At 39.1% G+C, this 22,028-nt stretch carries 24 protein-coding genes and 1 tRNA gene; 21 read left to right on the top strand and 4 right to left on the bottom strand.

The window, feature by feature from the left end; translation table 11 throughout:
- Positions 1 to 8 precede the first annotated feature (8 nt).
- The 3 genes from HMPREF1517_RS09045 (at position 9) to HMPREF1517_RS09035 (ending at position 1,817) form a co-directional block, all read left to right on the top strand.
- Positions 9 to 80 (top strand) — tRNA-Glu (locus tag HMPREF1517_RS09045).
- Positions 81 to 170: 90 nt separating this feature from the next.
- The gene (locus HMPREF1517_RS09040) at positions 171 to 1,103 is read left to right on the top strand and encodes a manganese-dependent inorganic pyrophosphatase (RefSeq protein WP_037601429.1); all 933 of its coding nucleotides are present in this window, start codon (positions 171 to 173) and stop codon (positions 1,101 to 1,103) included.
- Between the two features lie 54 nt (positions 1,104 to 1,157).
- On the top strand, positions 1,158 to 1,817 hold the full coding sequence (locus HMPREF1517_RS09035; RefSeq protein WP_037601426.1) for a DUF1803 domain-containing protein: 660 nt from the start codon (positions 1,158 to 1,160) through the stop codon (positions 1,815 to 1,817).
- A gap of 29 nt (positions 1,818 to 1,846) precedes the next feature.
- Here the strand turns inward: HMPREF1517_RS09035 and ntdP are convergent, their stop codons facing one another.
- Complete coding sequence (ntdP, locus tag HMPREF1517_RS09030; RefSeq protein ID WP_037601423.1) at positions 1,847 to 2,380, bottom strand: nucleoside tri-diphosphate phosphatase; 534 nt, start codon at positions 2,378 to 2,380, stop codon at positions 1,847 to 1,849.
- 71 nt (positions 2,381 to 2,451) lie between these two features.
- The gene (gene recX, locus HMPREF1517_RS09025; protein ID WP_037601420.1) at positions 2,452 to 3,228 is read right to left on the bottom strand and encodes a recombination regulator RecX; all 777 of its coding nucleotides are present in this window, start codon (positions 3,226 to 3,228) and stop codon (positions 2,452 to 2,454) included.
- A gap of 34 nt (positions 3,229 to 3,262) precedes the next feature.
- Between recX and rlmD the strand changes: the two genes are divergently transcribed.
- Together rlmD and asnA are read left to right on the top strand one after the other, a co-directional pair.
- A complete protein-coding gene (gene rlmD / locus HMPREF1517_RS09020; RefSeq protein WP_037601418.1) occupies positions 3,263 to 4,618 on the top strand; it encodes a 23S rRNA (uracil(1939)-C(5))-methyltransferase RlmD in 1,356 nt (451 codons plus the stop codon).
- A 109-nt stretch (positions 4,619 to 4,727) separates the two neighbouring features.
- The gene (gene asnA / locus HMPREF1517_RS09015; RefSeq protein WP_014633569.1) at positions 4,728 to 5,720 is read left to right on the top strand and encodes an aspartate--ammonia ligase; all 993 of its coding nucleotides are present in this window, start codon (positions 4,728 to 4,730) and stop codon (positions 5,718 to 5,720) included.
- A gap of 151 nt (positions 5,721 to 5,871) precedes the next feature.
- On the opposite strand, the gene HMPREF1517_RS09010 is transcribed toward asnA, so the two are convergent.
- On the bottom strand, positions 5,872 to 7,230 hold the full coding sequence (locus tag HMPREF1517_RS09010) for an aspartate kinase (RefSeq protein ID WP_037601415.1): 1,359 nt from the start codon (positions 7,228 to 7,230) through the stop codon (positions 5,872 to 5,874).
- Between the two features lie 130 nt (positions 7,231 to 7,360).
- Here HMPREF1517_RS09010 and HMPREF1517_RS09005 point away from each other — a divergent pair, with 130 nt between their 5' ends.
- From HMPREF1517_RS09005 to HMPREF1517_RS08940, 14 genes are all read left to right on the top strand, one after another.
- Entirely contained in the window at positions 7,361 to 7,999 is a 639-nt protein-coding gene (locus tag HMPREF1517_RS09005; protein WP_037601412.1) for an HAD family hydrolase, read from the top strand.
- Between the two features lie 215 nt (positions 8,000 to 8,214).
- Entirely contained in the window at positions 8,215 to 9,006 is a 792-nt protein-coding gene (locus HMPREF1517_RS09000; RefSeq protein WP_037601410.1) for an enoyl-CoA hydratase, read from the top strand.
- Positions 9,007 to 9,110: 104 nt separating this feature from the next.
- Positions 9,111 to 9,545 carry a fatty acid biosynthesis transcriptional regulator FabT gene (gene fabT, locus HMPREF1517_RS08995; RefSeq protein ID WP_002885562.1) on the top strand — a complete coding sequence of 145 codons (435 nt, stop codon included), beginning with the start codon at positions 9,111 to 9,113 and terminating at the stop codon, positions 9,543 to 9,545.
- Complete coding sequence (locus HMPREF1517_RS08990) at positions 9,545 to 10,507, top strand: beta-ketoacyl-ACP synthase III (RefSeq protein WP_037601407.1); 963 nt, start codon at positions 9,545 to 9,547, stop codon at positions 10,505 to 10,507. Before fabT ends, HMPREF1517_RS08990 begins: the two co-directional genes overlap by 1 nt.
- A 63-nt stretch (positions 10,508 to 10,570) precedes the next feature.
- The gene (locus HMPREF1517_RS08985) at positions 10,571 to 10,795 is read left to right on the top strand and encodes an acyl carrier protein (RefSeq protein WP_002885495.1); all 225 of its coding nucleotides are present in this window, start codon (positions 10,571 to 10,573) and stop codon (positions 10,793 to 10,795) included.
- A gap of 105 nt (positions 10,796 to 10,900) precedes the next feature.
- Complete coding sequence (fabK, locus tag HMPREF1517_RS08980) at positions 10,901 to 11,866, top strand: enoyl-[acyl-carrier-protein] reductase FabK (protein WP_037601404.1); 966 nt, start codon at positions 10,901 to 10,903, stop codon at positions 11,864 to 11,866.
- A gap of 22 nt (positions 11,867 to 11,888) precedes the next feature.
- Positions 11,889 to 12,809, top strand: coding sequence for an ACP S-malonyltransferase (gene fabD, locus HMPREF1517_RS08975; protein WP_002886655.1), 921 nt, complete (start codon positions 11,889 to 11,891; stop codon positions 12,807 to 12,809).
- Between the two features lie 12 nt (positions 12,810 to 12,821).
- Complete coding sequence (fabG, locus tag HMPREF1517_RS08970; RefSeq protein WP_002886656.1) at positions 12,822 to 13,556, top strand: 3-oxoacyl-[acyl-carrier-protein] reductase; 735 nt, start codon at positions 12,822 to 12,824, stop codon at positions 13,554 to 13,556.
- A gap of 60 nt (positions 13,557 to 13,616) precedes the next feature.
- Complete coding sequence (fabF, locus tag HMPREF1517_RS08965; RefSeq protein WP_002885574.1) at positions 13,617 to 14,849, top strand: beta-ketoacyl-ACP synthase II; 1,233 nt, start codon at positions 13,617 to 13,619, stop codon at positions 14,847 to 14,849.
- A 3-nt stretch (positions 14,850 to 14,852) separates the two neighbouring features.
- A complete protein-coding gene (gene accB / locus HMPREF1517_RS08960) occupies positions 14,853 to 15,347 on the top strand; it encodes an acetyl-CoA carboxylase biotin carboxyl carrier protein (RefSeq protein ID WP_002885548.1) in 495 nt (164 codons plus the stop codon).
- A complete protein-coding gene (gene fabZ / locus HMPREF1517_RS08955) occupies positions 15,344 to 15,769 on the top strand; it encodes a 3-hydroxyacyl-ACP dehydratase FabZ (RefSeq protein ID WP_002885470.1) in 426 nt (141 codons plus the stop codon). The genes accB and fabZ overlap by 4 nt, the downstream gene beginning before the upstream one ends.
- 118 nt (positions 15,770 to 15,887) lie before the next feature.
- Positions 15,888 to 17,258 (top strand): acetyl-CoA carboxylase biotin carboxylase subunit, encoded by a 1,371-nt coding sequence (locus tag HMPREF1517_RS08950; protein WP_002886659.1) that lies wholly within the window; start codon positions 15,888 to 15,890, stop codon positions 17,256 to 17,258.
- A 5-nt stretch (positions 17,259 to 17,263) separates the two neighbouring features.
- Positions 17,264 to 18,130, top strand: coding sequence for an acetyl-CoA carboxylase, carboxyltransferase subunit beta (gene accD / locus HMPREF1517_RS08945; protein ID WP_037601400.1), 867 nt, complete (start codon positions 17,264 to 17,266; stop codon positions 18,128 to 18,130).
- Positions 18,127 to 18,897 (top strand): acetyl-CoA carboxylase carboxyl transferase subunit alpha, encoded by a 771-nt coding sequence (locus HMPREF1517_RS08940; RefSeq protein ID WP_002886662.1) that lies wholly within the window; start codon positions 18,127 to 18,129, stop codon positions 18,895 to 18,897. Before accD ends, HMPREF1517_RS08940 begins: the two co-directional genes overlap by 4 nt.
- A 29-nt stretch (positions 18,898 to 18,926) precedes the next feature.
- On the opposite strand, the gene HMPREF1517_RS08935 is transcribed toward HMPREF1517_RS08940, so the two are convergent.
- Positions 18,927 to 19,409 (bottom strand): S-ribosylhomocysteine lyase, encoded by a 483-nt coding sequence (locus HMPREF1517_RS08935; RefSeq protein ID WP_037601397.1) that lies wholly within the window; start codon positions 19,407 to 19,409, stop codon positions 18,927 to 18,929.
- A gap of 143 nt (positions 19,410 to 19,552) precedes the next feature.
- Between HMPREF1517_RS08935 and HMPREF1517_RS08930 the strand changes: the two genes are divergently transcribed.
- On the top strand, positions 19,553 to 21,160 hold the full coding sequence (locus HMPREF1517_RS08930) for a ribonuclease Y (RefSeq protein ID WP_002885478.1): 1,608 nt from the start codon (positions 19,553 to 19,555) through the stop codon (positions 21,158 to 21,160).
- Positions 21,161 to 21,371: 211 nt separating this feature from the next.
- Positions 21,372 to 22,028: DeoR/GlpR family DNA-binding transcription regulator (locus HMPREF1517_RS08925; RefSeq protein WP_037601394.1), on the top strand; the 657-nt coding region annotated here is incomplete at its 3' end.

Below are 22,028 nucleotides of genomic sequence, written 5' to 3'. Positions count from 1 at the left end.
CAGATTATGGTCCGTTGGTCAAGGGGTTAAGACACCGCCTTTTCACGGCGGTAACACGGGTTCGAATCCCGTACGGACTATATTTTTGAGTGACTTAGGTTACTCTTTTTATTTTGTTTCTTTTTTTTATATGTTATAATAGCTTATAATACTATTTTTGAGGTGAATTTATGTCTAAAGTTTTTGTTTTTGGTCATCAAAACCCTGATTCTGATGCAATCGGGTCTTCTTATGGATATGCTTATTTGAAACGTCAACTTGGTGTTGATGCTGAAGCTGTTGCTTTAGGTACTCCTAACGAAGAAACAGCTTTCGTTCTTGATTATTTTGGTGTTGAGGCACCACGAGTTGTTGAAACAGCTTTGTCAGAGGGAGTTAATCAAGTAATTCTTACAGATCATAATGAGTTTCAACAATCTATTTCAGATATTAAGGATGTTGAGGTTATTGAGGTAGTAGACCATCACCGTGTGGCTAACTTTGAAACCGCTAATCCATTAATGATGCGATTGGAACCTGTTGGATCAGCTTCTTCAATTGTTTATCGTATGTTCAAAGAAAACAATGTTGAAGTTCCTAAGGAAGTGGCTGGTTTGCTTTTGTCAGGTTTGATTTCGGATACTCTTCTCCTTAAATCTCCAACTACACATGCTTCAGATCCTGCAGTAGCAGCTGAACTTGCAGAAATTGCTGGAGTTAATTTGGAAGAATATGGACTTGCTATGCTTAAAGCTGGTACTAATCTTTCTTCTAAATCTGCTGAAGAACTTATTGATATTGATGCCAAAACTTTCGAATTGAATAGCAATCAAGTTCGTGTTGCACAAGTTAATACAGTTGATATTGCCGATGTTCTTTCTCGTCAAGAGGAAATCGAGGAAGCTATTAATAACTCAATTAAAAGCAATGGATACTCTGACTTTGTCTTAATGATTACTGATATTCTTAATTCAAATTCAGAGATTCTTGCACTTGGTTCAAACACTGATAAAGTTGAAAATGCTTTTGATTTTGTTTTAGAAAATAATCATGCTTTCCTTGAAGGAGCTGTTTCTCGTAAGAAACAAGTAGTACCACAGTTGACTGAAAGCTTTAATGCATAAAATTAGGCCGTCAGGCCTTTTTTTAGTTGTCTGATTAATGGTATAATACTTCTTATGATAATACAATTTAACCCAAACAAACTATGTAAGCAAGCTTTTTTTATGGAAATAGTGAATTATCTATATCTTAATCAGCCTGTGACCCTGAGAGCAATAAAAAGGGAGTTTCCTTTTCAAAAGAATATAGATAAATTAATTGAGGAGTTTGTAAAAGCAGGCTATATTGAACGATTTGAGAAACGTTACCGTTTATTAATTAGTCTTGTGTCGGATTCTTCTAAAATTGACTTAGACCAGCATTTTTTTATTAATGATAATTCTTCTTGTTATTTAGAACTATTAAATCGTAGTTTTGTTACTAAGATATCTAATTCTACTAATGATGTTGTTATTATCGAACAAACGGGTATCACGAGAGACGAACTTACGATTTCAAATTATTTCTATAAATTAAGAGAAAATCTACCATTATCTGAAGAGCAGAATAGATTATATGACATATTAGGGGATGTTAATCCTGAATACTTTTTGAAACATGTAACGACTTTTCTATTAAAATACATAAGGAAGCAATATGTACTTCAAAAGAGGAGGAATATTTTTGTCGATGCTTTAGTATTATTAGGGTATCTTGTTCAAGTAGAAGAAGGGCGTTATCTTTTGAATATGGACTTAGATTCCGAAGCATTCGTTTTTAGTGCAAAAAAAGACTAGTATTATTACTAGTCTTTTTTATGACAACTTTAACGATTCCTTAGTTCAAGATAACGTTTGTACCAGATGTTAACATAAGATTGTGAAAATGGCCCCTTACCATTGTTAATCCAATCTACCAAGATTTTAACATGTTCCTTTAAGATATAGTCAATATCAGGAGAGTAATGCATTTCTTTTTTATGTGTTTCATACTCATCTACATCTAGCAATTTTTTTTCACCATCAGCGAAGACTTTGACATCTAGGTCGTAGTCAATATATTTTAGTGCTTCTTGGTCCAAAATATATGGACTAGCTAAATTGCAGTAGTAGGAAATGCCGTTATTCCTAATCATGGCTATAATATTAAACCAGTATTTTTTGTGGAAATAAACAATAGCAGGTTCACGTGTTACCCATCGTCTTCCGTCTGCTTCAGTAACGAGGGTGTGGTCGTTAACGCCAATAACAGCATTCTCAGTTGTCTTTAGTACCATAGTATCGCGCCAAGTACGGTGCAAACTACCATCATGCTTATAACTTTGAATTGTGATAAAGTCGCCTTCTTTTGGTAATTTCATGGCGTCCTCTTTCTACAATAAGGGTTATCCCCACTATTGTATCATAATTTTGTGAAAAGAGGGGGGAATTCCTATAAATATTCTCTTAGAGCGGATGCTATGGCATCAAAGTCATAACCTTTTCTGGCTAAAGATTGTGTCAAGCGCTGTTTAAGTTCATAACCGTCGTATTTTTTACTAAATTTTTGATATTGCTTATCTATTTCTTTATAAAGGAGAGCTTGTTCAATTTCTTCATCTGCTTCAAGTTCTAGATGATCGATTGCTAGTTTACTTTCTTGAAATGAAAAACCTTTATTGATAAGGCTTTGAGTTAATTTATCTTTTAGGGCTTTAGATGGTAGTTTTCCCTGATATTTTCGTAACAGTTTTGAAGCTACTCTAATGGCTATTTCTGAGAAATCAAATTGACTTAAAACATCGTCAATGATCTGTTTGTTACAACCTTTTTGAAGCCATTTTTGCTTCAGCACATAGGCTCCTTTATCGCCTGAATTCAGATTTTGTTGAGCTAGACTTTCTAGGAGTTTGTAATCATCAATCCAGTGATCTCTTTTTAGATTATCAATAATTTTTGGAATTATATGAGGGTTTATTTCATGTTTAAAAAGGTAATCTTTTACCTCTTTCTCAGTACGTTGTTTAAATGAAATAAAATAGAGGGCTAAGTTTTTACCATGCGAGAACTGGGCAAAGGATTTAATATTCTCTAGTTGATCTTTGTCCAGTATCATTTCTTTTGTCAACATGTATTTAACGATGGTATCTTCTGTAACGTAGAGACTCTCTTTTTTGTCTATCTCAAGGAGATAAAGTCTCTTTTTCTTCTCGATTTTTGTGATTTTCATAGTTATTATTATATCAAAATGTTAGAATGGTAGTATGAATTTACAAGTGAAACAGCGTATCCCGCTTAAGATAAAACGCATGGGAATCAATGGCGAAGGCATTGGTTTTTATAAGAAAACTCTAGTTTTTGTGCCAGGGGCTTTGAAGGGTGAAGAAGTATTCTGTCAGGTTGTTTCTGTTAAGAGAAACTTTGTTCAGGCAAAATTATTAAAGATTAATAAGCCTTCTAAGTTTCGTGTTGAACCTGCATGTAGTATTTATGAAGACTGTGGCGGTTGCCAGTTAATGCATCTTCGTTATGATAAGCAATTAGAGTTTAAAACTGACTTATTAGGACAAGCCTTGAAGAAGTTTAAACCGGCTAATTTTGAGTCATATGACATTCGTCCAACAATAGGGATGGAGCAACCACAACATTACCGAGCTAAACTACAATTTCAAACCCGTTCTTTTGGTGGTTCAGTCAAAGCTGGTTTATTTGCGGAAGGGAGTCATCGCCTCATTAATATTGATGATTGCCTAGTTCAGGATGAGCTAACTCAAGTCATCATGAATAAGGTGACAAATTTGTTAGATAAATACAGGTTGCCAATTTATAATGAGCGTAAAATTGCTGGAATTCGTACTGTTATGATACGACGTGCTTTGGGTTCAAATCAGGTCCAGTTGATTTTTGTAACCTCTAAATCAGTTTCTTTCACTAAATTAGTTAAGGAATTGACGGAAAGTTTTCCAGAAATTGTAACAATTGCTGTCAATTATAATTATTCGAAGTCCAGTGAGATTTATGGTCAAGAGACGGAAATTCTTTGGGGGCAAGACACTATTCAAGAAGAGGTACTGGACTATAACTTTGCTCTCTCTCCTCGTGCATTTTACCAGTTGAATCCTCAACAAACAGAGGTACTCTATGGTCAGGCCGTTGAAGCTTTGGATGTAGGTAAGGCTGAACACCTTATTGATGCTTATTGTGGGGTTGGTACTATTGGACTTGCTTTTGCAAATAAGGTAAAGAGTATTCGAGGTATGGATATTATTCCAGAGTCTATTGAGGATGCTAGAAAGAATGCTAAATCACTTGGGTTGGAGAATGCTCACTATGAGGTGGGTAAGGCTGAGGATATTATTCCTCGTTGGTACAAGGAAGGCTATCGAACAGATGCTCTTATTGTGGATCCACCTAGAACTGGTTTAGATGATAAGCTACTTAAAACGATACTGGCCTACACTCCTGAAAAAATGGTTTATGTTTCATGTAATGTATCTACTTTGGCTAGAGACCTAGTTTCTTTGGCTAAAGTTTATGATGTTAATTATATTCAGTCAGTAGACATGTTTCCTCATACAGCTCGAACAGAAGCAGTTGTGAAGCTGACTAAGAAAATGTGATAAAACCTAACATAAAAAACAAGAAATTTTCCAAATTGTTGGAAAATTTCTTTATTTTTCTGAAAAATAGGAGTATAATAGGCTTATCGATTTTTTAAAGGAGGAGCGTATGAAAAAGAGCTTCATTCATCAACAAGAGGAAATTTCTTTTGTGAAGAATACTTTTACACAGTATTTGATTGATAAACTTGACGTCGTTGAAGTGCAAGGGCCTATTTTGAGTAAGGTCGGGGATGGTATGCAGGATAATTTGAGCGGTATTGAAAATCCTGTAACTGTTAATGTGCTTCAGATTCCTGACGCAACATACGAAGTTGTTCACTCATTAGCAAAATGGAAACGCCATACTTTGGCTCGTTTTGGTTTCAATGAAGGTGAAGGGCTCGTGGTTAATATGAAGGCTCTTCGTCCAGATGAAGATTCATTGGATGCAACGCACTCTGTTTACGTTGACCAATGGGACTGGGAAAAAGTTATTCCTGACGGACATCGTAATATCGCTTACTTGAAAGAAACTGTTGAAACCATTTATAAGGTTATTCGTTTGACTGAGCTAGCAGTTGAAGCACGTTACGATATTGAAGCTATTTTACCTAAGAAAATTACCTTCATCCATTCAGAAGAACTTGTTGAGAAGTACCCTGATTTGACACCAAAAGAGCGTGAAGATGCTATTACTAAGGAATATGGTGCTGTATTCTTGATTGGTATCGGTGGTGTTCTTCCTGATGGAAAACCACATGATGGTCGTGCACCTGACTATGATGACTGGACAACTGAGTCTGAGAATGGTTACCATGGTTTGAATGGGGATATCTTGGTTTGGAATGAACAATTAGGACATGCCTTTGAATTGTCATCAATGGGTATTCGTGTTGATGAAGATGCCCTTAAACGTCAGGTTGAAATTACTGGCGACCAAGATCGTTTGAAATTGGATTGGCACCAAGCCTTGTTACATGGCCTTTTCCCACTAACAATTGGTGGAGGTATTGGTCAGTCACGTATGGCTATGTTCTTGCTTCGTAAGAAACATATTGGTGAGGTTCAAACTTCAGTTTGGCCAGATGCCGTTCGTGAAAGTTACGAAAATATCTTGTAAAAAAAGCACTAACGAAAGTTAGTGTTTTTTGGTTAGCAATAGCTATGCATAATTGATCAATGAATTAGCTATTGGAGTAGATATCATAAGAGCTGGCTTAGTTTTTCTCATAAAGAAAAAACCTATCCCTTGAAGGAGATAGGTTTTTAGATTAGTCACCACTACGGAAAAAAGCATCGTAAAGAGCTCTGACAGCTGCTTTTTCTTGCTCAGTTTCAATTACAAACATAACAGAAACCTCACTAGAACCTTGAGAAATCATTTCTAGGTTAATATGTTTTTCAGAGAGCGCTTTAGCCGCTGTCGCTGTAACACCGATGTGGTCTTTCATATTTTCACCAACAATCATGAGGATTGAAAGGCCATGTTCAATTTCAACTTCATCAACACCGAGTTCACGAGTCAAGTATGAAAGAATTTCTTGTTCTTTGATTGGGGTAAGTTCACGTTCTCGAATAATGATTGAGAGGTCATCGATTCCAGAGGGCATGTGTTCCCAACGGATGTTTAAATCTTCCAAAATTTGGAGGACCTTACGTCCAAAACCAACTTCACGGTTCATGAGGTATTTGGTCATATTGATGCTGACGAATTTATCATCACTCGCGATACCAACGACAGGAACAGTTGCACCCTTGTGTTCAAGAATAATGCGTGTGCCTGGGTGGTCTGGGTTATTTGTATTTTTAATAACGAGTGGAATTTTACCACGGTAGGCAGGGAGAAGGGCTTCGTCATGAAGAACTGAGAAGCCAGCATATGCCAATTCACGCATTTCCTTGTAAGTCAACTCTGGAATTGAATGTGGTTCATGAACGACACCAGGATGGGCTGCGAAAATACCATCTACATCTGTGAAGTTTTCATATAAATCTGCCTTAACTCCAGCTGCAACGATAGAACCAGTGATATCAGAGCCTCCACGTGAGAAAGTACAAATTTGATTATCAGGGGTAACACCGAAGAAACCAGGGATTACAAGAACCTCATCTGATTCGCGAAGCTCTTCCAACTTGTCATAAGCTCCTGGAAGGATACGAGCATTTCCAGGTTCGCTTGAGACAAAAATACCAGCTTGGCGAGGGTGAACGTAACGTGCTTCAATACCGTTATTACGGAAATATTCAGCAATCAATTTTGCGTTATTATCTTCCCCTGCAGCTAGGAAAGTATCATAAAGGAAATCATTATCTTCAATCGGAAGAGTGGCAAGATCGTTGATAGATTTGGCAATCTTCGCCATTTCTGTTGATTTGAAGCCTAGCTCATCGACCATAGCTTGGTAGCGGTTAATAATCCATTCTTGGTCAGCTTTGACATCAACACCCTTTGTGTAGTGTTTATAGTATTTAATCAAGGCATCTGTGACTTTGGTATCTTCATCGTTACGTTTACCTGGGGCAGAGACAACGACAAAGCGACGTTCAGGGTCAGATTTTACAATGTTTAAGACTTTTTCTAATTGTGTGGCTGAAGCAAGTGAGCTTCCACCGAATTTGATGACTTTCATAGTTACTCCAAAAATTTTAAATTACTCTACAATTATAGCAAAATTCTGACAATTTGTCACATTGTTTTTAAAAGCGAGTAAGATTTAGAATGATTATGGTACAATAAAGTAAGAAAGAGGAGGATATCCCGTGGTAGAGGCAATTATTTTTGATATGGATGGTGTCCTTTTTGACACTGAAAAATATTATTATGATCGACGTGCAAGTTTCTTAGCTCAAAAGGGAATTTCAATCGACCATTTACCCCCGTCTTTCTTCATAGGTGGAAATACCAAGCAAGTTTGGGAAAATATTCTCAGGGATGACTATGATAACTGGGATGTGCCAACTTTACAAGAAGAGTATAATGCCTATAAACAAGACAACCCCTTACCCTATAAAGAATTAATCTTTCCTGATGTTTTGAAAGTCTTGAATGAAGTGAAATCTCGAGGGTTGAAAATAGGTTTGGCTTCTAGCTCCGTGAAGGCAGATATCCTTAGAGCTTTGGAGGAAAATCATTTGGATGGTTTCTTTGATGTGGTTCTCTCAGGAGAAGAATTTAAAGAGAGTAAACCCAATCCAGAGATTTATCTGACAGCCTTAAAGCATTTGAATGTGGAAGCAAATCAGGCGCTGATTATCGAAGATAGCGAGAAGGGTATTGCTGCTGGAGTTGCTGCAGGTGTTGAGGTTTGGGCCATTAAAGATAATCGTTTTGGCATGGATCAAGGTGCAGCCAAAGGTTTGTTGGATAAGCTTATAGATGTTTTAGATTTATTAAAATAGAAGAGACACCGAGTTAGTTGTAGAACTCGGTGTTTTGATATATCAAATTAAAAAACTCTAAGTTTCTGTTGACCTTTAGATGGACTATGGTATACTAGAAATTAACGATGAATGATTTGATAATCAAATTATCTATTCATCAAATAAAATTGTGATAAAAATATAAAGAACATACGGTTTTCATATAGGAACTAGTTATCGGAGGAATGCAAAAAATGGCTTACGAAACAATTCTTTATAGTGTTGAAGATGGAGTAGCAACTTTAACACTTAATCGTCCAGAAGTGCAAAATGGATTTAATATTCCAGTTTGTGATGAGATTATGGCTGCAATTGAGCAAGCTAAACAAGATGCGTCAGTAAAATTCTTGGTAATCAATGCTAATGGAAAAGTCTTTTCTGTTGGTGGTGACCTTGATCAAATGCAAAAAGCGGTTGCTGTAGATGATGTACAGTCTTTGGTTCGTATTGCTGAGCAGGTAAATGAAATTTCTTTTGCTCTTAAAAAATTGCCTAAGCCAGTCATCATGGTAGTTGATGGACCATGTGCAGGTGCTGCAGCTAACTTAGCTGTTGCAGCAGACTTTACGATTGCATCTGATAAAGCTAAATTCATCCAAGCTTTTGTAGGTGTTGGTTTGGCACCTGACGCTGGAGGTCTCTACCTTTTGACACGTTCAATCGGTATTAACCGTGCGACTCAAATTACAATGACAGGAGAGCCAGTATCAGCTGAAAAAGCTTTGGACTGGGGAATCGCCTACAAAGTTGTTGAGTCAGAAAAACTTGAAAAAACTGTGAGTCAATTGATTAAAAAATTGAACCGCTCTTCAGTGAATTCCTTTAAAGCCATTAAAGAAATGGTTTGGGAATCTGAATTTGCAGGATGGGAAAATTACGCTAAGTTGGAACTTGACTTGCAAAAATCTCTTGCTTTCACAGAAGACTTCAAAGAAGGGGTACGTGCTTATAGTGAGCGTCGTCGACCTAAATTCCAAGGGAAATAGCCACATTTTCTAAAAGAAAAACTAAAGTTTTTTAATCGGGCTTGCGAAATTAGTTTGAGTCTGATATAATTTGAAAGTCAAAGTTTTATTGAAAGGAGTCTGGTGTGAATTACGACAAAATTGATGGCTATCTTGTTGATATTTTTAATAACGTAGTTATTATCGAAGAAGCAAGTTTAAAGAATTCAAAGTTTAACGATGTTTCCCTCAAGGAAATGCATACCATTGATGTGATCGGTACACATCCAGATACGACACCAAGTGCAGTAGCTAAAGAACTCATGCTAACTCTTGGTACTGTAACAACATCTCTCAATAAACTTGAAAAGAAAGGTTATATTGTCCGTACGCGTTCATCAGTTGACCGTCGTGTGGTCCATCTTTCGCTTTCTAAAAAGGGTCGTTTGGTATATCGTCTTCACCGTCGTTTTCATAAATCAATGGTGATGAGGATTACAGAAGGCTTTAACGACGAGGAATTGAAGGTTATGAGCAAGGGATTGGAAAATCTCCACGCATTTCTTGAGGAGTTGAAATAATGGCATTTGCAAAAATTAGTCAGGTTGCCCATTATGCACCTGCTCAGGTCGTGACTAATGATGACCTATCAAAAATCATGGATACTAGCGATGAGTGGATTCGCTCACGTACCGGTATTCAGGAACGTCGCATCTCATTGAATGAGAATACGAGTGATTTAGCTACCAATGTTGCTCATCAGCTATTAGAAAAATCAGGATTAGCTCCTGAGGAGCTAGACTTTGTTTTAGTTGCAACGATTTCTCCTGATAGCTCGATGCCGTCAGTGGCAGCGCGTGTTCAAGGAACAATTGGAGCAGTCAATGCCTTTGCTTTTGATATTACTGCGGCATGTAGTGGGTTTGTCTTTGCCCTGGCAACCGCAGAAAAATTGATTAAGTCAGGTGTCTACAAAAGAGGTCTAGTCATTGGTGCTGAAGTCCTTTCTAAAACATTAGACTGGTCTGACCGTACAACAGCTGTCCTCTTTGGAGATGGTGCTGGCGGGGTCCTCTTGGAAGAAACTGATGAAGAACATTTCTTGGGAGAATCTTTAAATACCGATGGTAGCAAGGGTGGTCTTGAGTCAGGAGCCTCTGCAGTTATCTCGCCTTATTCAGATGAGTCTGATCAGCCTAATCCCTATATGCAAATGGATGGGAAAGCAATCTTTGATTTTGCCGTTAAGACGGTTTCAAAGAGTATTAAGGCCTTGGTTGAAGAAAAAGGTGAGCCTGATTACTTCCTTCTTCATCAAGCTAACATTCGTATTTTGGATATTATGGCTAAGAAAATTGATGTCAGTCGTGACAAATTCTTGGCAAACATGATGTCTTATGGTAATACCAGTGCGGCAAGTATCCCAATTCTGCTTTCTGAAAACGTGGCGAATGGGACCTTAAAATTAGACAGCGGTCAAACAATTCTCTTATCAGGTTTTGGTGGGGGTTTGACATGGGGCAGTCTTATTGTTAAAATCTAGTTATATAAATTATGCACCAGCATAGATTATAAGAAATATATTTATCTTAAAGGAGAAATTAAAATGGCAGTATTTGAAAAAGTACAAGAAATCATCGTTGAAGAACTTGGGAAAGATGCAGAAGAAGTAAAAGTAGAAACTACTTTTGACGAACTTGACGCTGACTCACTTGACGTGTTCCAAGTTATCTCAGAAATCGAAGATGAGTTCGATATCCAAATCGAAACTGAAGAAGGTCTTAACACTGTTGGTGACCTTGTTGCTTACGTAGAAGAAAAAACTAAATAAGCAGGGCATAGAGAATATTCTTATTTGGGATATTCTCCTTTGTTTATACAATTACTTTGATTATTAAACTATTTATTTGATTAGAAAATCGAAAAAAGGTGCAAAATGAAATCTCGTATTACAGAACTGTTAGGAATTAAATATCCAATCTTCCAAGGTGGTATGGCCTGGGTTGCTGATGGCGACTTGGCAGGAGCCGTTTCAAATGCTGGTGGACTCGGAATTATTGGTGGTGGTAATGCCCCTAAAGAAGTGGTAAAAGCTAACATTGATAGAGTAAAACAAATCACTGACAAACCATTCGGTGTTAATATCATGCTTTTGTCACCATTTGCAGATGACATCGTCGACCTCGTTATCGAAGAGGGCGTTAAGGTTGTTACAACAGGAGCCGGAAACCCAGGTAAATATATGGAGCGTTTCCACGAAGCTGGAATTACAGTAATCCCAGTTATTCCATCGGTAGCACTTGCTAAACGTATGGAAAAACTTGGAGCAGATGCTGTTGTCGCAGAAGGTATGGAAGCTGGTGGTCACATCGGTAAATTGTCAACTATGGCACTTGTTCGCCAAGTTGCTGATGCGGTATCTATCCCAGTTATTGGAGCTGGTGGTGTTGCTGATGGACGTGGTATGGCTGCTGTTCTTATGCTTGGAGCAGAAGCCGTTCAGGTTGGTACGCGTTTCGCTGTTGCTAAAGAATCTAATGCACACCAAAACTTCAAAGATAAGATTTTGAAGGCTAAAGATATTGATACTGTTATTTCAGCCTCAGTTGTTGGACACCCAGTTCGTGCGATTAAGAATAAATTGGCTACTGAATATAACCAAGCTGAAAAAGATTTCTTGGCTGGTAAGAAGACTCAAGAGGAAATTGAAGAGCTTGGTGCAGGTGCCCTTCGTAACGCGGTTGTTGATGGAGATGTGGAATATGGTTCAGTTATGGCTGGACAAATTGCAGGTCTTGTTCGTAAAGAAGAAACATGTGCAGAAATCTTGGAAGACCTATACACAGGTGCTGCCAAGGTGATTAAAGAAGAAGCTGCTCGTTGGGCAGATGTAAACGTCTAAAAACGTCGAAAGGATTAGGATAGTGACAAAACGTGCGTTCTTATTTGCTGGTCAAGGGGCTCAGAAATTGGGCATGGCGAGCGATTTGTATGCGACTTATCCCGTTGTCAAAGAGACATTTGATACGGCTAGTCGTATTCTAGGTTATGATTTGCGTGAATTGATTGATTCTAACGAAGAAAAACTTAATCAGACACGCTATACTCAACCAGCTATTTTGACAACGTCAGTAGCCATTTATCGCCTTTTGGCAGAAAATGGTATCACTCCTGATATTGTTGCCGGTCTCTCTTTGGGTGAATATTCTGCCCTAGTTGCGGCCGGAGCACTCTCATTTGAGGATGCGGTAGCCTTGGTTGCTAAACGTGGAGAATTCATGGAAACAGCTGCTCCTGCTGGAAGTGGGAAAATGGTTGCTGTCATGAATACAGATCCAAGTTTGATTGAAGAAATCTGTCAAAAAGCATCTGAAAAGGGTGTAGTAACGCCTGCTAACTATAATACTCCAGCACAAATTGTTATTGGTGGTGAAGTTGAGGCTGTTGATTATGCTGTGGAATTGCTTAAAGAAGCTGGTGCTAAACGTCTGATTCCTCTTAATGTTTCAGGGCCGTTCCATACAGCTTTACTTGAATCAGCTAGTCAAAAATTGGCAGCAGAACTTGAGAAAGTGTCATTCAAGGACTTTACGCTTCCTTTAGTAGGTAATACTGAGGCTCAAATCATGAAGTCAGAAGACGTCAAAGCACTTTTGGCTCGTCAGGTGATGGAACCTGTACGTTTTTATGATTCGATTGCCACTATCCAAGAATTTGGTGTAGATGAAGTAATTGAGATTGGTCCAGGAAAAGTCTTGTCAGGCTTCTTGAAGAAAATTGATAAAACCTTACCAACTCATAATGTTGAAGATCAAGCTAGTCTTGATGCCCTTCTTAATGCTTAAAACGAGGTAAACATGGAACTTAAGAATAAAAATGTTTTTGTAACAGGTTCAACACGTGGAATTGGATTAGCTGTGGCACACAAATTTGCTAGTCTTGGTGCCAATGTTGTTTTAAATGGACGTTCTGAAATCTCTGAGGACTTGCTTGCACAGTTTGCAGATTATGGTGTAACTGTTGTAGGTATCTCAGGTGATATTTCTAACGGTGAAGATGCTAAACGTATGGTAGCTGAAGCTATTGAAAAGCTTGGTAGTGTTGATGTTCTAGTTAATAATGCTGGGATCACTAACGATAAGTTGATGTTGAAGATGAGTGAAGAAGATTTTGAACGTGTCTTGAAAATCAACTTGACTGGTGCTTTCAATATGACACAGGCTGTCTTAAAACCAATGTCTAAGGCTCGTCAAGGTGCCATCATCAATATGTCATCTGTTGTAGGTCTCATGGGGAATATTGGTCAAGCTAACTATGCGGCTTCAAAAGCTGGTTTGATTGGTTTTACAAAATCAGTGGCGCGTGAAGTTGCGGCTCGTGGTGTCCGTGTCAATGCTATTGCTCCTGGTTTCATTGAATCAGATATGACTGACGCTATTCCAGAGAAAATGAAAGATGCTATGATTGCTCAAGTGCCAATGAAACGTATTGGTCAAGCAGAAGAAGTGGCTGAAGTTGCAGCATTCTTGGCTAGTCAAGAATATCTCACAGGTCAAACCATCGCTATTGATGGTGGTATGACCATGCAATAATTGAATGTCAATATAAAAAATCATTTACTAGAATATCCATCCGACAAAAGGAGAATATATATGTCTACAAATCGTGTTGTTGTTACAGGTTACGGCGTAACCTCACCAATCGGTAATACACCAGAAGAATTTTGGAACAGTCTTCATGACGGTAAAATTGGTATCAAACCAATTACGAAGTTCGATGCTTCTGAAATTCCAGTCTTTAACGCTGGTGAAATCCAAGATTTCCCGTTCGATAAGTACTTTGTGAAAAAAGATACTAACCGTATGGACACTTACTCACTTTATGCGATTTATGCTGCTATGGAAGCTCTTGAAAATTCAGGACTTAACATGGAAGAAGAAGATCGTGATCGTGTTGGTGTCATCGTGTCATCTGGTATCGGTGGTCTTCAAGAACTTGAAGATCAAATCATTCGTATGCACGAACGTGGGATGAAACGTATCAAACCAATGTTTATCCCTAAAGCACTTTCAAACATGGGTGCTGGTAACATTGCTCTTAAAATTGGTGCTCAAGGGGTATGTAAATCAGTGACGACTGCTTGTGCCTCTGCCAATGATGCAATCGGTGAAGCCTTCCGTGAAATTAAATTCGGTTTGCATGATGTTGTCTTGGCTGGTGGTGCTGAAGCTTCAATCACTAAGATTGGTATTGGTGGTTTCAATGCTCTTACAGCACTTTCAACAACAGAGGATCCAGAACGTTCATCAATTCCATTTGATAAAGACCGTAATGGTTTTGTTATGGGTGAAGGTGCAGGGGTTCTCGTTATCGAAAGCTTGGAACATGCCCAAAAACGTGGTGCTAACATCTTGGCTGAGATTGTTGGTTACGGATCAAACTGTGATGCCTACCACATGACAACACCAACTCCAGACGGTTCAGGTGCTGCTAAAGCAATTAAATTGGCTATCAATGAAGCTGGTATCAAACCTGAAGATGTTGATTATGTCAATGCTCACGGGACATCAACACCTGCTAATGAAAAGGGTGAAAGTGGTGCCATTGTTTCTGTACTTGGTAAAGATGTTCCAGTTTCATCTACTAAATCATTTACAGGTCACTTGCTAGGTGCTGCTGGTGCGGTTGAGGCTATTGCAACAATCGAAGCTATTCGTCATAGCTATGTACCAAAAACTGCTGGTACAAAAGAATTGTCTGACTACATCGAAGCTAATGTTGTTTATGGTGAAGGTCAAGAAGCTGATATTGAGTACGCAATTTCAAATACTTTCGGTTTTGGTGGACACAATGCTGTTCTTGCCTTTAAACGTTGGGAGGCTTAATTCATGAATATTTCTGAAATCAAAGATTTGTTGGCTCAATTTGATGCATCAACTTTGCGTGAATTTTCATACAAAAACAATGGTGAAGAATTGAACTTGAGCAAAAATCAAACAAGTTCAGTAACAGCTGCCCCAGTAGCTCCTACAGTTGAAGTAGTTGCGCCAGCTCCTCAGGCTCCGGTTGCTCCAGTAGCAGCACCTGCTGCTGTTGAAACTCCAGCAACACCAGTTGAAGAAGCTTCTGCACCAGCTCAAGCTGCTGAAGGAGAAGTGGTTGAAAGTCCACTTGTCGGTGTGGCTTACTTGTCTCCATCACCTGAAAAACCAGCCTTTGTTTCTGTTGGCGACACTGTTAAGAAAGGTCAAACTCTTCTTATCGTTGAAGCGATGAAGGTTATGAATGAAGTGCCAGCGCCTAAAGATGGTGTTATTACTGAGATCTTGGTAGCGAATGAAGAAGTTGTTGACTATGGAAAAGGATTGGTACGCATCAAATGACAATTGATATTAATGCTATTCGTGAAGCTTTACCACACCGTTATCCAATGCTTTTGGTTGACCGTGTGCTAGAAGTTTCAGAAGACGAAATCACAGCTATTAAAAATGTAACGATCAATGAACCTTTCTTTAATGGACATTTTCCTCAATACCCAGTTATGCCTGGCGTTCTTATCATGGAAGCTCTTGCGCAAACAGCTGGTGTTCTTGAATTGTCTAAACCTGAAAATAAGGGCAAATTAGTCTTTTACGCAGGTATGGATAAGGTTAAATTTAAAAAACAAGTGGTTCCTGGTGACCAACTTGTTATGACAGCTAAGTTTGTTAAGCGTCGTGGAACAATTGCTGTTGTTGAAGCTAAGGCTGAAGTCGATGGTAAACTTGCTGCATCAGGTACTTTGACTTTTGCTATTGGAAGCTAATGTTGTGTGAAAATCCTTCTGGCGACAGTCGGAAAGGATTTTTCTTTAGACATTGGTCTATCACATAGAAAGGAAATCAACACAGACTATCAAAAAATGTCTGATGTTATCTTGTTTTATGTTTAAAAAATTATTGATTGCCAATCGTGGTGAAATTGCAGTGCGTATTATCCGTGCAGCGCGTGAATTGGGTATCCAAACGGTTGCTATTTATTCTGAAGCAGATAAGGATTCTCTCCATACTATGCTTGCTGATGAAGCTATTTGTATCGGGCCTGCAAAATCAACGGATTCTTATTTAAATATGAATCGTGTCCTATCAGCTGCTATTGTGACTGAGGCTCAAGCTATTCACCCAGGGTTTGGTTTCTTGAGTGAAAACTCTAAATTTGCCACTCTCTGTGAAGAAATGAACATCAAATTTATTGGTCCTTCAGGCGAAGTCATGGACAAGATGGGTGATAAAATCAATGCCCGTGCTGAAATGATTAAGGCTAATGTCCCTGTAATTCCTGGTTCAGATGGTGAAGTCTTTACAGCTGAGGAGGCTTTAGAGGTTGCCAACCGTCTTGGTTACCCAGTAATGCTTAAGGCTTCTGCTGGTGGTGGCGGTAAGGGGATTCGTAAGGTTAACACTGAAGAAGAGTTAGCTCCTGCCTTCGAATCTGCGTCACAAGAAGCTAAAGCAGCCTTTGGTAATGGGGCGATGTATATTGAAAAAGTTATTTACCCAGCTCGTCATATCGAGGTTCAAATTTTGGGAGATAGCTATGGTAATATTGTTCACCTAGGTGAGCGTGATTGCTCTCTTCAACGTAATAACCAAAAGGTTTTGGAAGAATCACCGTCAGTTGCTATTGGTAAGACACTTCGTCACGAAATTGGTTCAGCGGCTGTCCGTGCCGCTAAGGCTGTTAATTATGAAAATGCGGGTACTATCGAGTTCCTTCTTGATGAGAAAACAGGTCAGTTCTACTTTATGGAAATGAACACCCGTGTTCAAGTTGAGCACCCAGTTACAGAATTTGTAAGTGGTGTGGATATTGTTAAAGAACAAATCCGTATTGCCGCAGGTGAAAAACTCTCTGTGACCCAAGATGATATTGAAATCAAGGGACATGCTATTGAGTGTCGTATCAATGCAGAAAATCCTAAGTTCAACTTTGCACCTAGTCCAGGGAAAATTAGTAATCTCTACCTACCTAGTGGAGGTGTTGGTCTCCGTGTAGACAGTGCAGTCTATCCTGGCTATACTATTCCACCTTACTATGATTCAATGATTGCCAAAATCATTGTTCATGGAGAAAATCGATTTGAGGCACTCATGAAGATGCAACGTGCTCTTTACGAGCTCGAAATTGATGGTGTTGTGACTAATGCTGACTTCCAGTTGGATTTGATTTCAGATCGTAGCGTTATCGCTGGGGATTATGATACTTCCTTCTTGATGGAGACCTTCCTACCAGCTTATCAGAATCGTGAGGAATAGAGTTTATGGGATTATTTGATCGAAAAGAAAAGTATATCCGTATCAATCCTAACCGTTCTGTACGTAATGGGATTGATCACCAAGTGCCAGAAGTTCCAGATGAACTTTTTGCAAAATGTCCTGGTTGTAAACAAGCTATTTATCAAAAGGACTTGGGACAAGCTAAAATTTGTCCAAATTGTTCTTATACCTTCCGTATTTCCGCTAAAGAACGTCTCGATTTAACAGTTGATGAGGGATCTTTCCAAGAACTGTTTACAGGCATTAAAACTAAAAATCCATTGAATTTTCCAGGTTATATGGAGAAACTAGCAGTGACTAAGGAAAAAACTGGTCTTGATGAAGCTGTCGTGACTGGTGTTGCAACTATCAAGGGGCAAAGAACAGCCTTGGCCATTATGGATTCTAACTTTATTATGGCTTCAATGGGAACTGTTGTTGGTGAGAAAATCACTAAACTCTTTGAACATGCGATTGAGGAAAAACTTCCAGTTGTTATTTTTACAGCATCTGGTGGGGCCCGTATGCAAGAAGGAATCATGAGTTTGATGCAAATGGCTAAGATTTCAGCTGCGGTAAAACGTCATTCGAATGCTGGCTTGTTGTATTTGACTGTATTGACAGATCCAACAACTGGTGGGGTTACAGCAAGTTTCGCCATGGAAGGTGATATCATTTTAGCTGAGCCACAAACCTTGATTGGTTTTGCAGGTCGTCGTGTCATTGAAAACACAGTTCGCGAAACTTTGCCAGATGATTTTCAAAAGGCTGAGTTCCTTCAAGAACATGGTTTTGTTGATGCCATTGTTAAACGTACAGAGTTGGCTGATACCATTGCCACACTCTTATCATTCCATGGAGGTGTTCAATGAGCGACGTAGCACGTATTTTAAAAGAAGCGCGTGACCAAGGCCGTTTAACTGCTTTGGACTTTGCCCAAGGAATCTTCGATGACTTTATCGAACTTCATGGCGACCGTAATTTCCGTGACGACGGTGCCATTATTGGTGGTATTGGTCGTTTAAATGGCCAAGCGGTTACTGTAGTGGGTATCCAAAAAGGTAGAAACCTACAAGATAACCTCAATCGTAACTTTGGCCAACCTCATCCAGAGGGTTATCGTAAGGCTCTTCGCCTCATGAAACAGGCTGAAAAGTTTGGTCGTCCAGTCGTTACCTTTATCAATACTGCAGGTGCTTATCCTGGTGTTGGGGCAGAGGAACGTGGACAAGGTGAGGCAATTGCGCGTAACCTTATGGAAATGAGCGACCTTAAGGTGCCAATTATTGCCATTATCATTGGTGAAGGTGGTTCGGGAGGAGCTCTTGCCTTGGCAGTAGCCGATAAGGTTTGGATGCTTGAAAATACCATCTATTCTATCTTGAGTCCTGAAGGATTTGCAACTATCCTCTGGAAAGACGGCTCACGTTCAGAAGAGGCGGCAGAGTTGATGAAGATTACATCAGGTGAGTTGCTTAACATGGGAATCGTTGATAAGGTTATCCCAGAACGTGGTTACTTTACAAGTGAAATTATTGAAGCAATTAAGACAGCAATCGTAGATGAGTTGGCAGAATTGAGTCAATTATCAACAGAAGACTTACTTGAAGCGCGTTATCAACGTTTTAGAAAATACTAAAAAACATTGGGATATATCCCAATGTTTTTTTAAACGGTATGACGTTCGAAGGCTTGGTCTGAAATACCTTGTTCAAGGATAAGTTTAGCCCATTCCTTAGCTGAATGAAGACTGTGATCCTTGTAGTTACCACAAGATTCAATGGTAGTTCCTGGAACATCTTCCCATGTAATCTCGTTAGCAATAGCTTCAAGACTAGATTTGATAACTTTGGCAATTTCTGTAGGCTCTTGTTTACCCCACATAATCATATGGAAACCTGTACGGCAACCAAATGGTGAGCAATCAATAAGTCCATCGATACGTTGACGGATTAGTTTAGCGAGTAGGTGTTCGATAGTATGAAGACCACCTGTGTCAATACTATTTTCATTGGGTTGAATCAAACGGATATCGAAGTTTGTGATGATATCTCCTTTAGGTCCTACTTCCTCTGAAATAAGACGGACATAAGGTGCTTTTACAATAGTGTGATCAAGTTCAAAACTTTCAACAGTAACGTCTTTTGGCATGGTAATACCTCCCTATTCTAATAGAGTTATGATACCACAAAAGCAGTTTAAAGTTCTAGTATTTATTTGAGAAATCGCTATAAATATGATACACTAGAAGACGGTTTTCTTTAGGGAAACCTTAGAAAAGTTGAGGTAAAGACATGATAAACATGATAATTTTAGTTGTCTTTGCACTCATTGGTTTAGTCGTTGGATATTTAGCAATTTCTATTAAACTTAGCAAAGCTAAGGAGCAAGCAGAAACTACCTTGCTAAAGGCAGAACAAGACGCTGTGAACCTTCGCAGTCAGGCGGAACATGATGCAGATCATCTGCGTGTGACTGCTGAACGCGAAAGTAAGGCTCAACGTAAAGAGTTCTTGTTAGAAGCAAAAGAAGAAGCTAGAAAATATCGAGAAGATATTGAAAAAGAATTCAAATCTGAACGTCAAGAGCTTAAACAAATGGAAAATCGTTTAACAGAACGTGCAACCAGCCTTGATCGTAAGGATGAAAATCTATCAAGTAAAGAACTTGCCCTCGAGAAGAAAGAGCAGAGTCTTGCTGACAAATCTAAACATCTTAATGAGCGTGAAGAGAATGTGACTCAGTTAGAGGCTGAGAAGCAAGCTGAACTTGAACGTGTTGGTCAGATGACCATTGCAGAGGCGCGTGAGGTAATCTTAACGGAGACTGAGAATAATCTGACTCATGAGATTGCAACACGTATCAAAGATGCGGAAGCACAGGTTAAAGATACTGTTGATAAGAAAGCCAAAAACGTGTTGGCTCAAGCTATGCAACGCTTGGCTGGAGATTATGTTACTGAACAAACAGTAACTACTGTTCACCTTCCAGATGACAATATGAAAGGTCGTATCATTGGACGTGAGGGGCGTAACATCCGTACGCTTGAAAGTCTAACAGGTATTGACGTTATTATTGATGACACTCCAGAAGTGGTTGTCCTTTCTGGTTTTGATCCAGTTCGTCGTGAAATTGCACGTATGACTCTCGAAGCCTTGATTAAGGATGGACGCATCCATCCAGCTCGTATTGAAGAGTTGGTTGAGAAGAGTCGTCAGGAAATGGATAACCGTATCCGTGAATATGGTGAGGAAGCAGCCTACGAAATTGGCGCTATGAATCTTCATCCTGATTTGATTAAGATTATGGGACGCTTGCAGTTCCGTACGTCGTATGGTCAAAACGTCCTTCGTCACTCAGTTGAAGTTGGTAAATTAGCAGGTATCATGGCTGGTGAATTGGGTGAAAATGTTGCCCTTGCTCGTCGTGCTGGATTCCTTCACGATATGGGGAAAGCCATTGACAAAGAAGTCGAAGGTAGCCACGTAGAGATTGGTGCAGAGTTTGCACGTAAGTACAAAGAACATCCAGTTGTGGTCAATGCCATTGCCAGCCACCATGGCGATGTAGAACCTGAGAGCGTTATTGCAGTTATTGTAGCTGCAGCAGATGCTTTGAGTTCGGCTCGTCCAGGGGCTCGTAATGAATCTGTTGAGAATTATGTCAAACGCCTTCGTGATTTGGAAGAAATTGCATCAAGCTTTGACGGTGTTCAAACAAGCTTCGCCCTTCAAGCTGGTCGTGAAATTCGTATTATGGTTCATCCAAACAAAATCTCGGATGATGAAGTTACGATCTTGTCTCACAAGGTACGTGAACAAATTGAGAAGAATTTGGATTACCCAGGAAATATTAAGGTTACAGTCATTCGTGAATTCCGTGCGGTTGACTATGCCAAATAAGATAAGAGAGCCGAAAGGCTTTTTTATTTTGCCCTTCATACTGAAAGGGGGATTCTTTTTGAAAATGTAAGAACTTTCTTATCAAATTGCGTCATTTTGGTAGATAAGTATTTTATAATGAAATGTTTTGATTTTTTTTGACTGTTTCTAGTTGACAGTTATTAAAAATTTAGTATAATAGATTTTGTAAACGATTACAGAAGGAGAGATTATGCTAAAGTCTGAACGTAAGCAGATTATCTTGTCTCAGTTGAAACAAGATGGTTTTGTCACTTTGGAAAACCTAACTGTTTTGTTAAGTGATACTTCCGAGTCGACGATTCGTCGCGACTTGGACGAGTTAGCGGCAGATGGCCAACTTAAACGTGTTCATGGCGGTGCCGAAAGCATTCATGGTCTAAAGGAAGAAATTGCCAATAGTCAAAAAGCTATTAGAAACGTTCAAGAAAAGGCTCAGTTAGCTGGTTATGCTGCCGATTTGATTAAGGAAGGTGATGTCGTCTTTCTTGAGGCTAGTACAACAAATGAACTTTTGATTCCACATTTGGCCAATCGTCAGGTAACGGTTGTGACTAATTCTATCCATCATGCGGTTAAGCTGGTAGATCTCGGTGTTAGCACTAGGATTGTTGGAGGAAAGGTTAAACATTCAACGGATGCTTCTATTGGAAGTACTGCTCAAGAGCAAATTAGACAACTGAATTTTGATTGTGCTTTCATTGGTGCTAATGGCGTTGATGCTAATTATTTCACCACACCAGACATGGAAGAGGCAGTTATCAAACGGACGGTTATAGCTAATGCGCAAAAAGCCTATGTTCTAGCGGATGCCTCTAAACTTGGTCAGATTACCTATGCTAAGGTAGCC

It is taken from the genome of Streptococcus sp. ACS2, assembly GCF_000525585.1.
Taxonomy (GTDB): Bacteria; Bacillota; Bacilli; order Lactobacillales; family Streptococcaceae; genus Streptococcus.
Note: the sequence above shows the minus strand (reverse complement) of the source record. Positions and strands in the feature narration are given on the sequence as shown.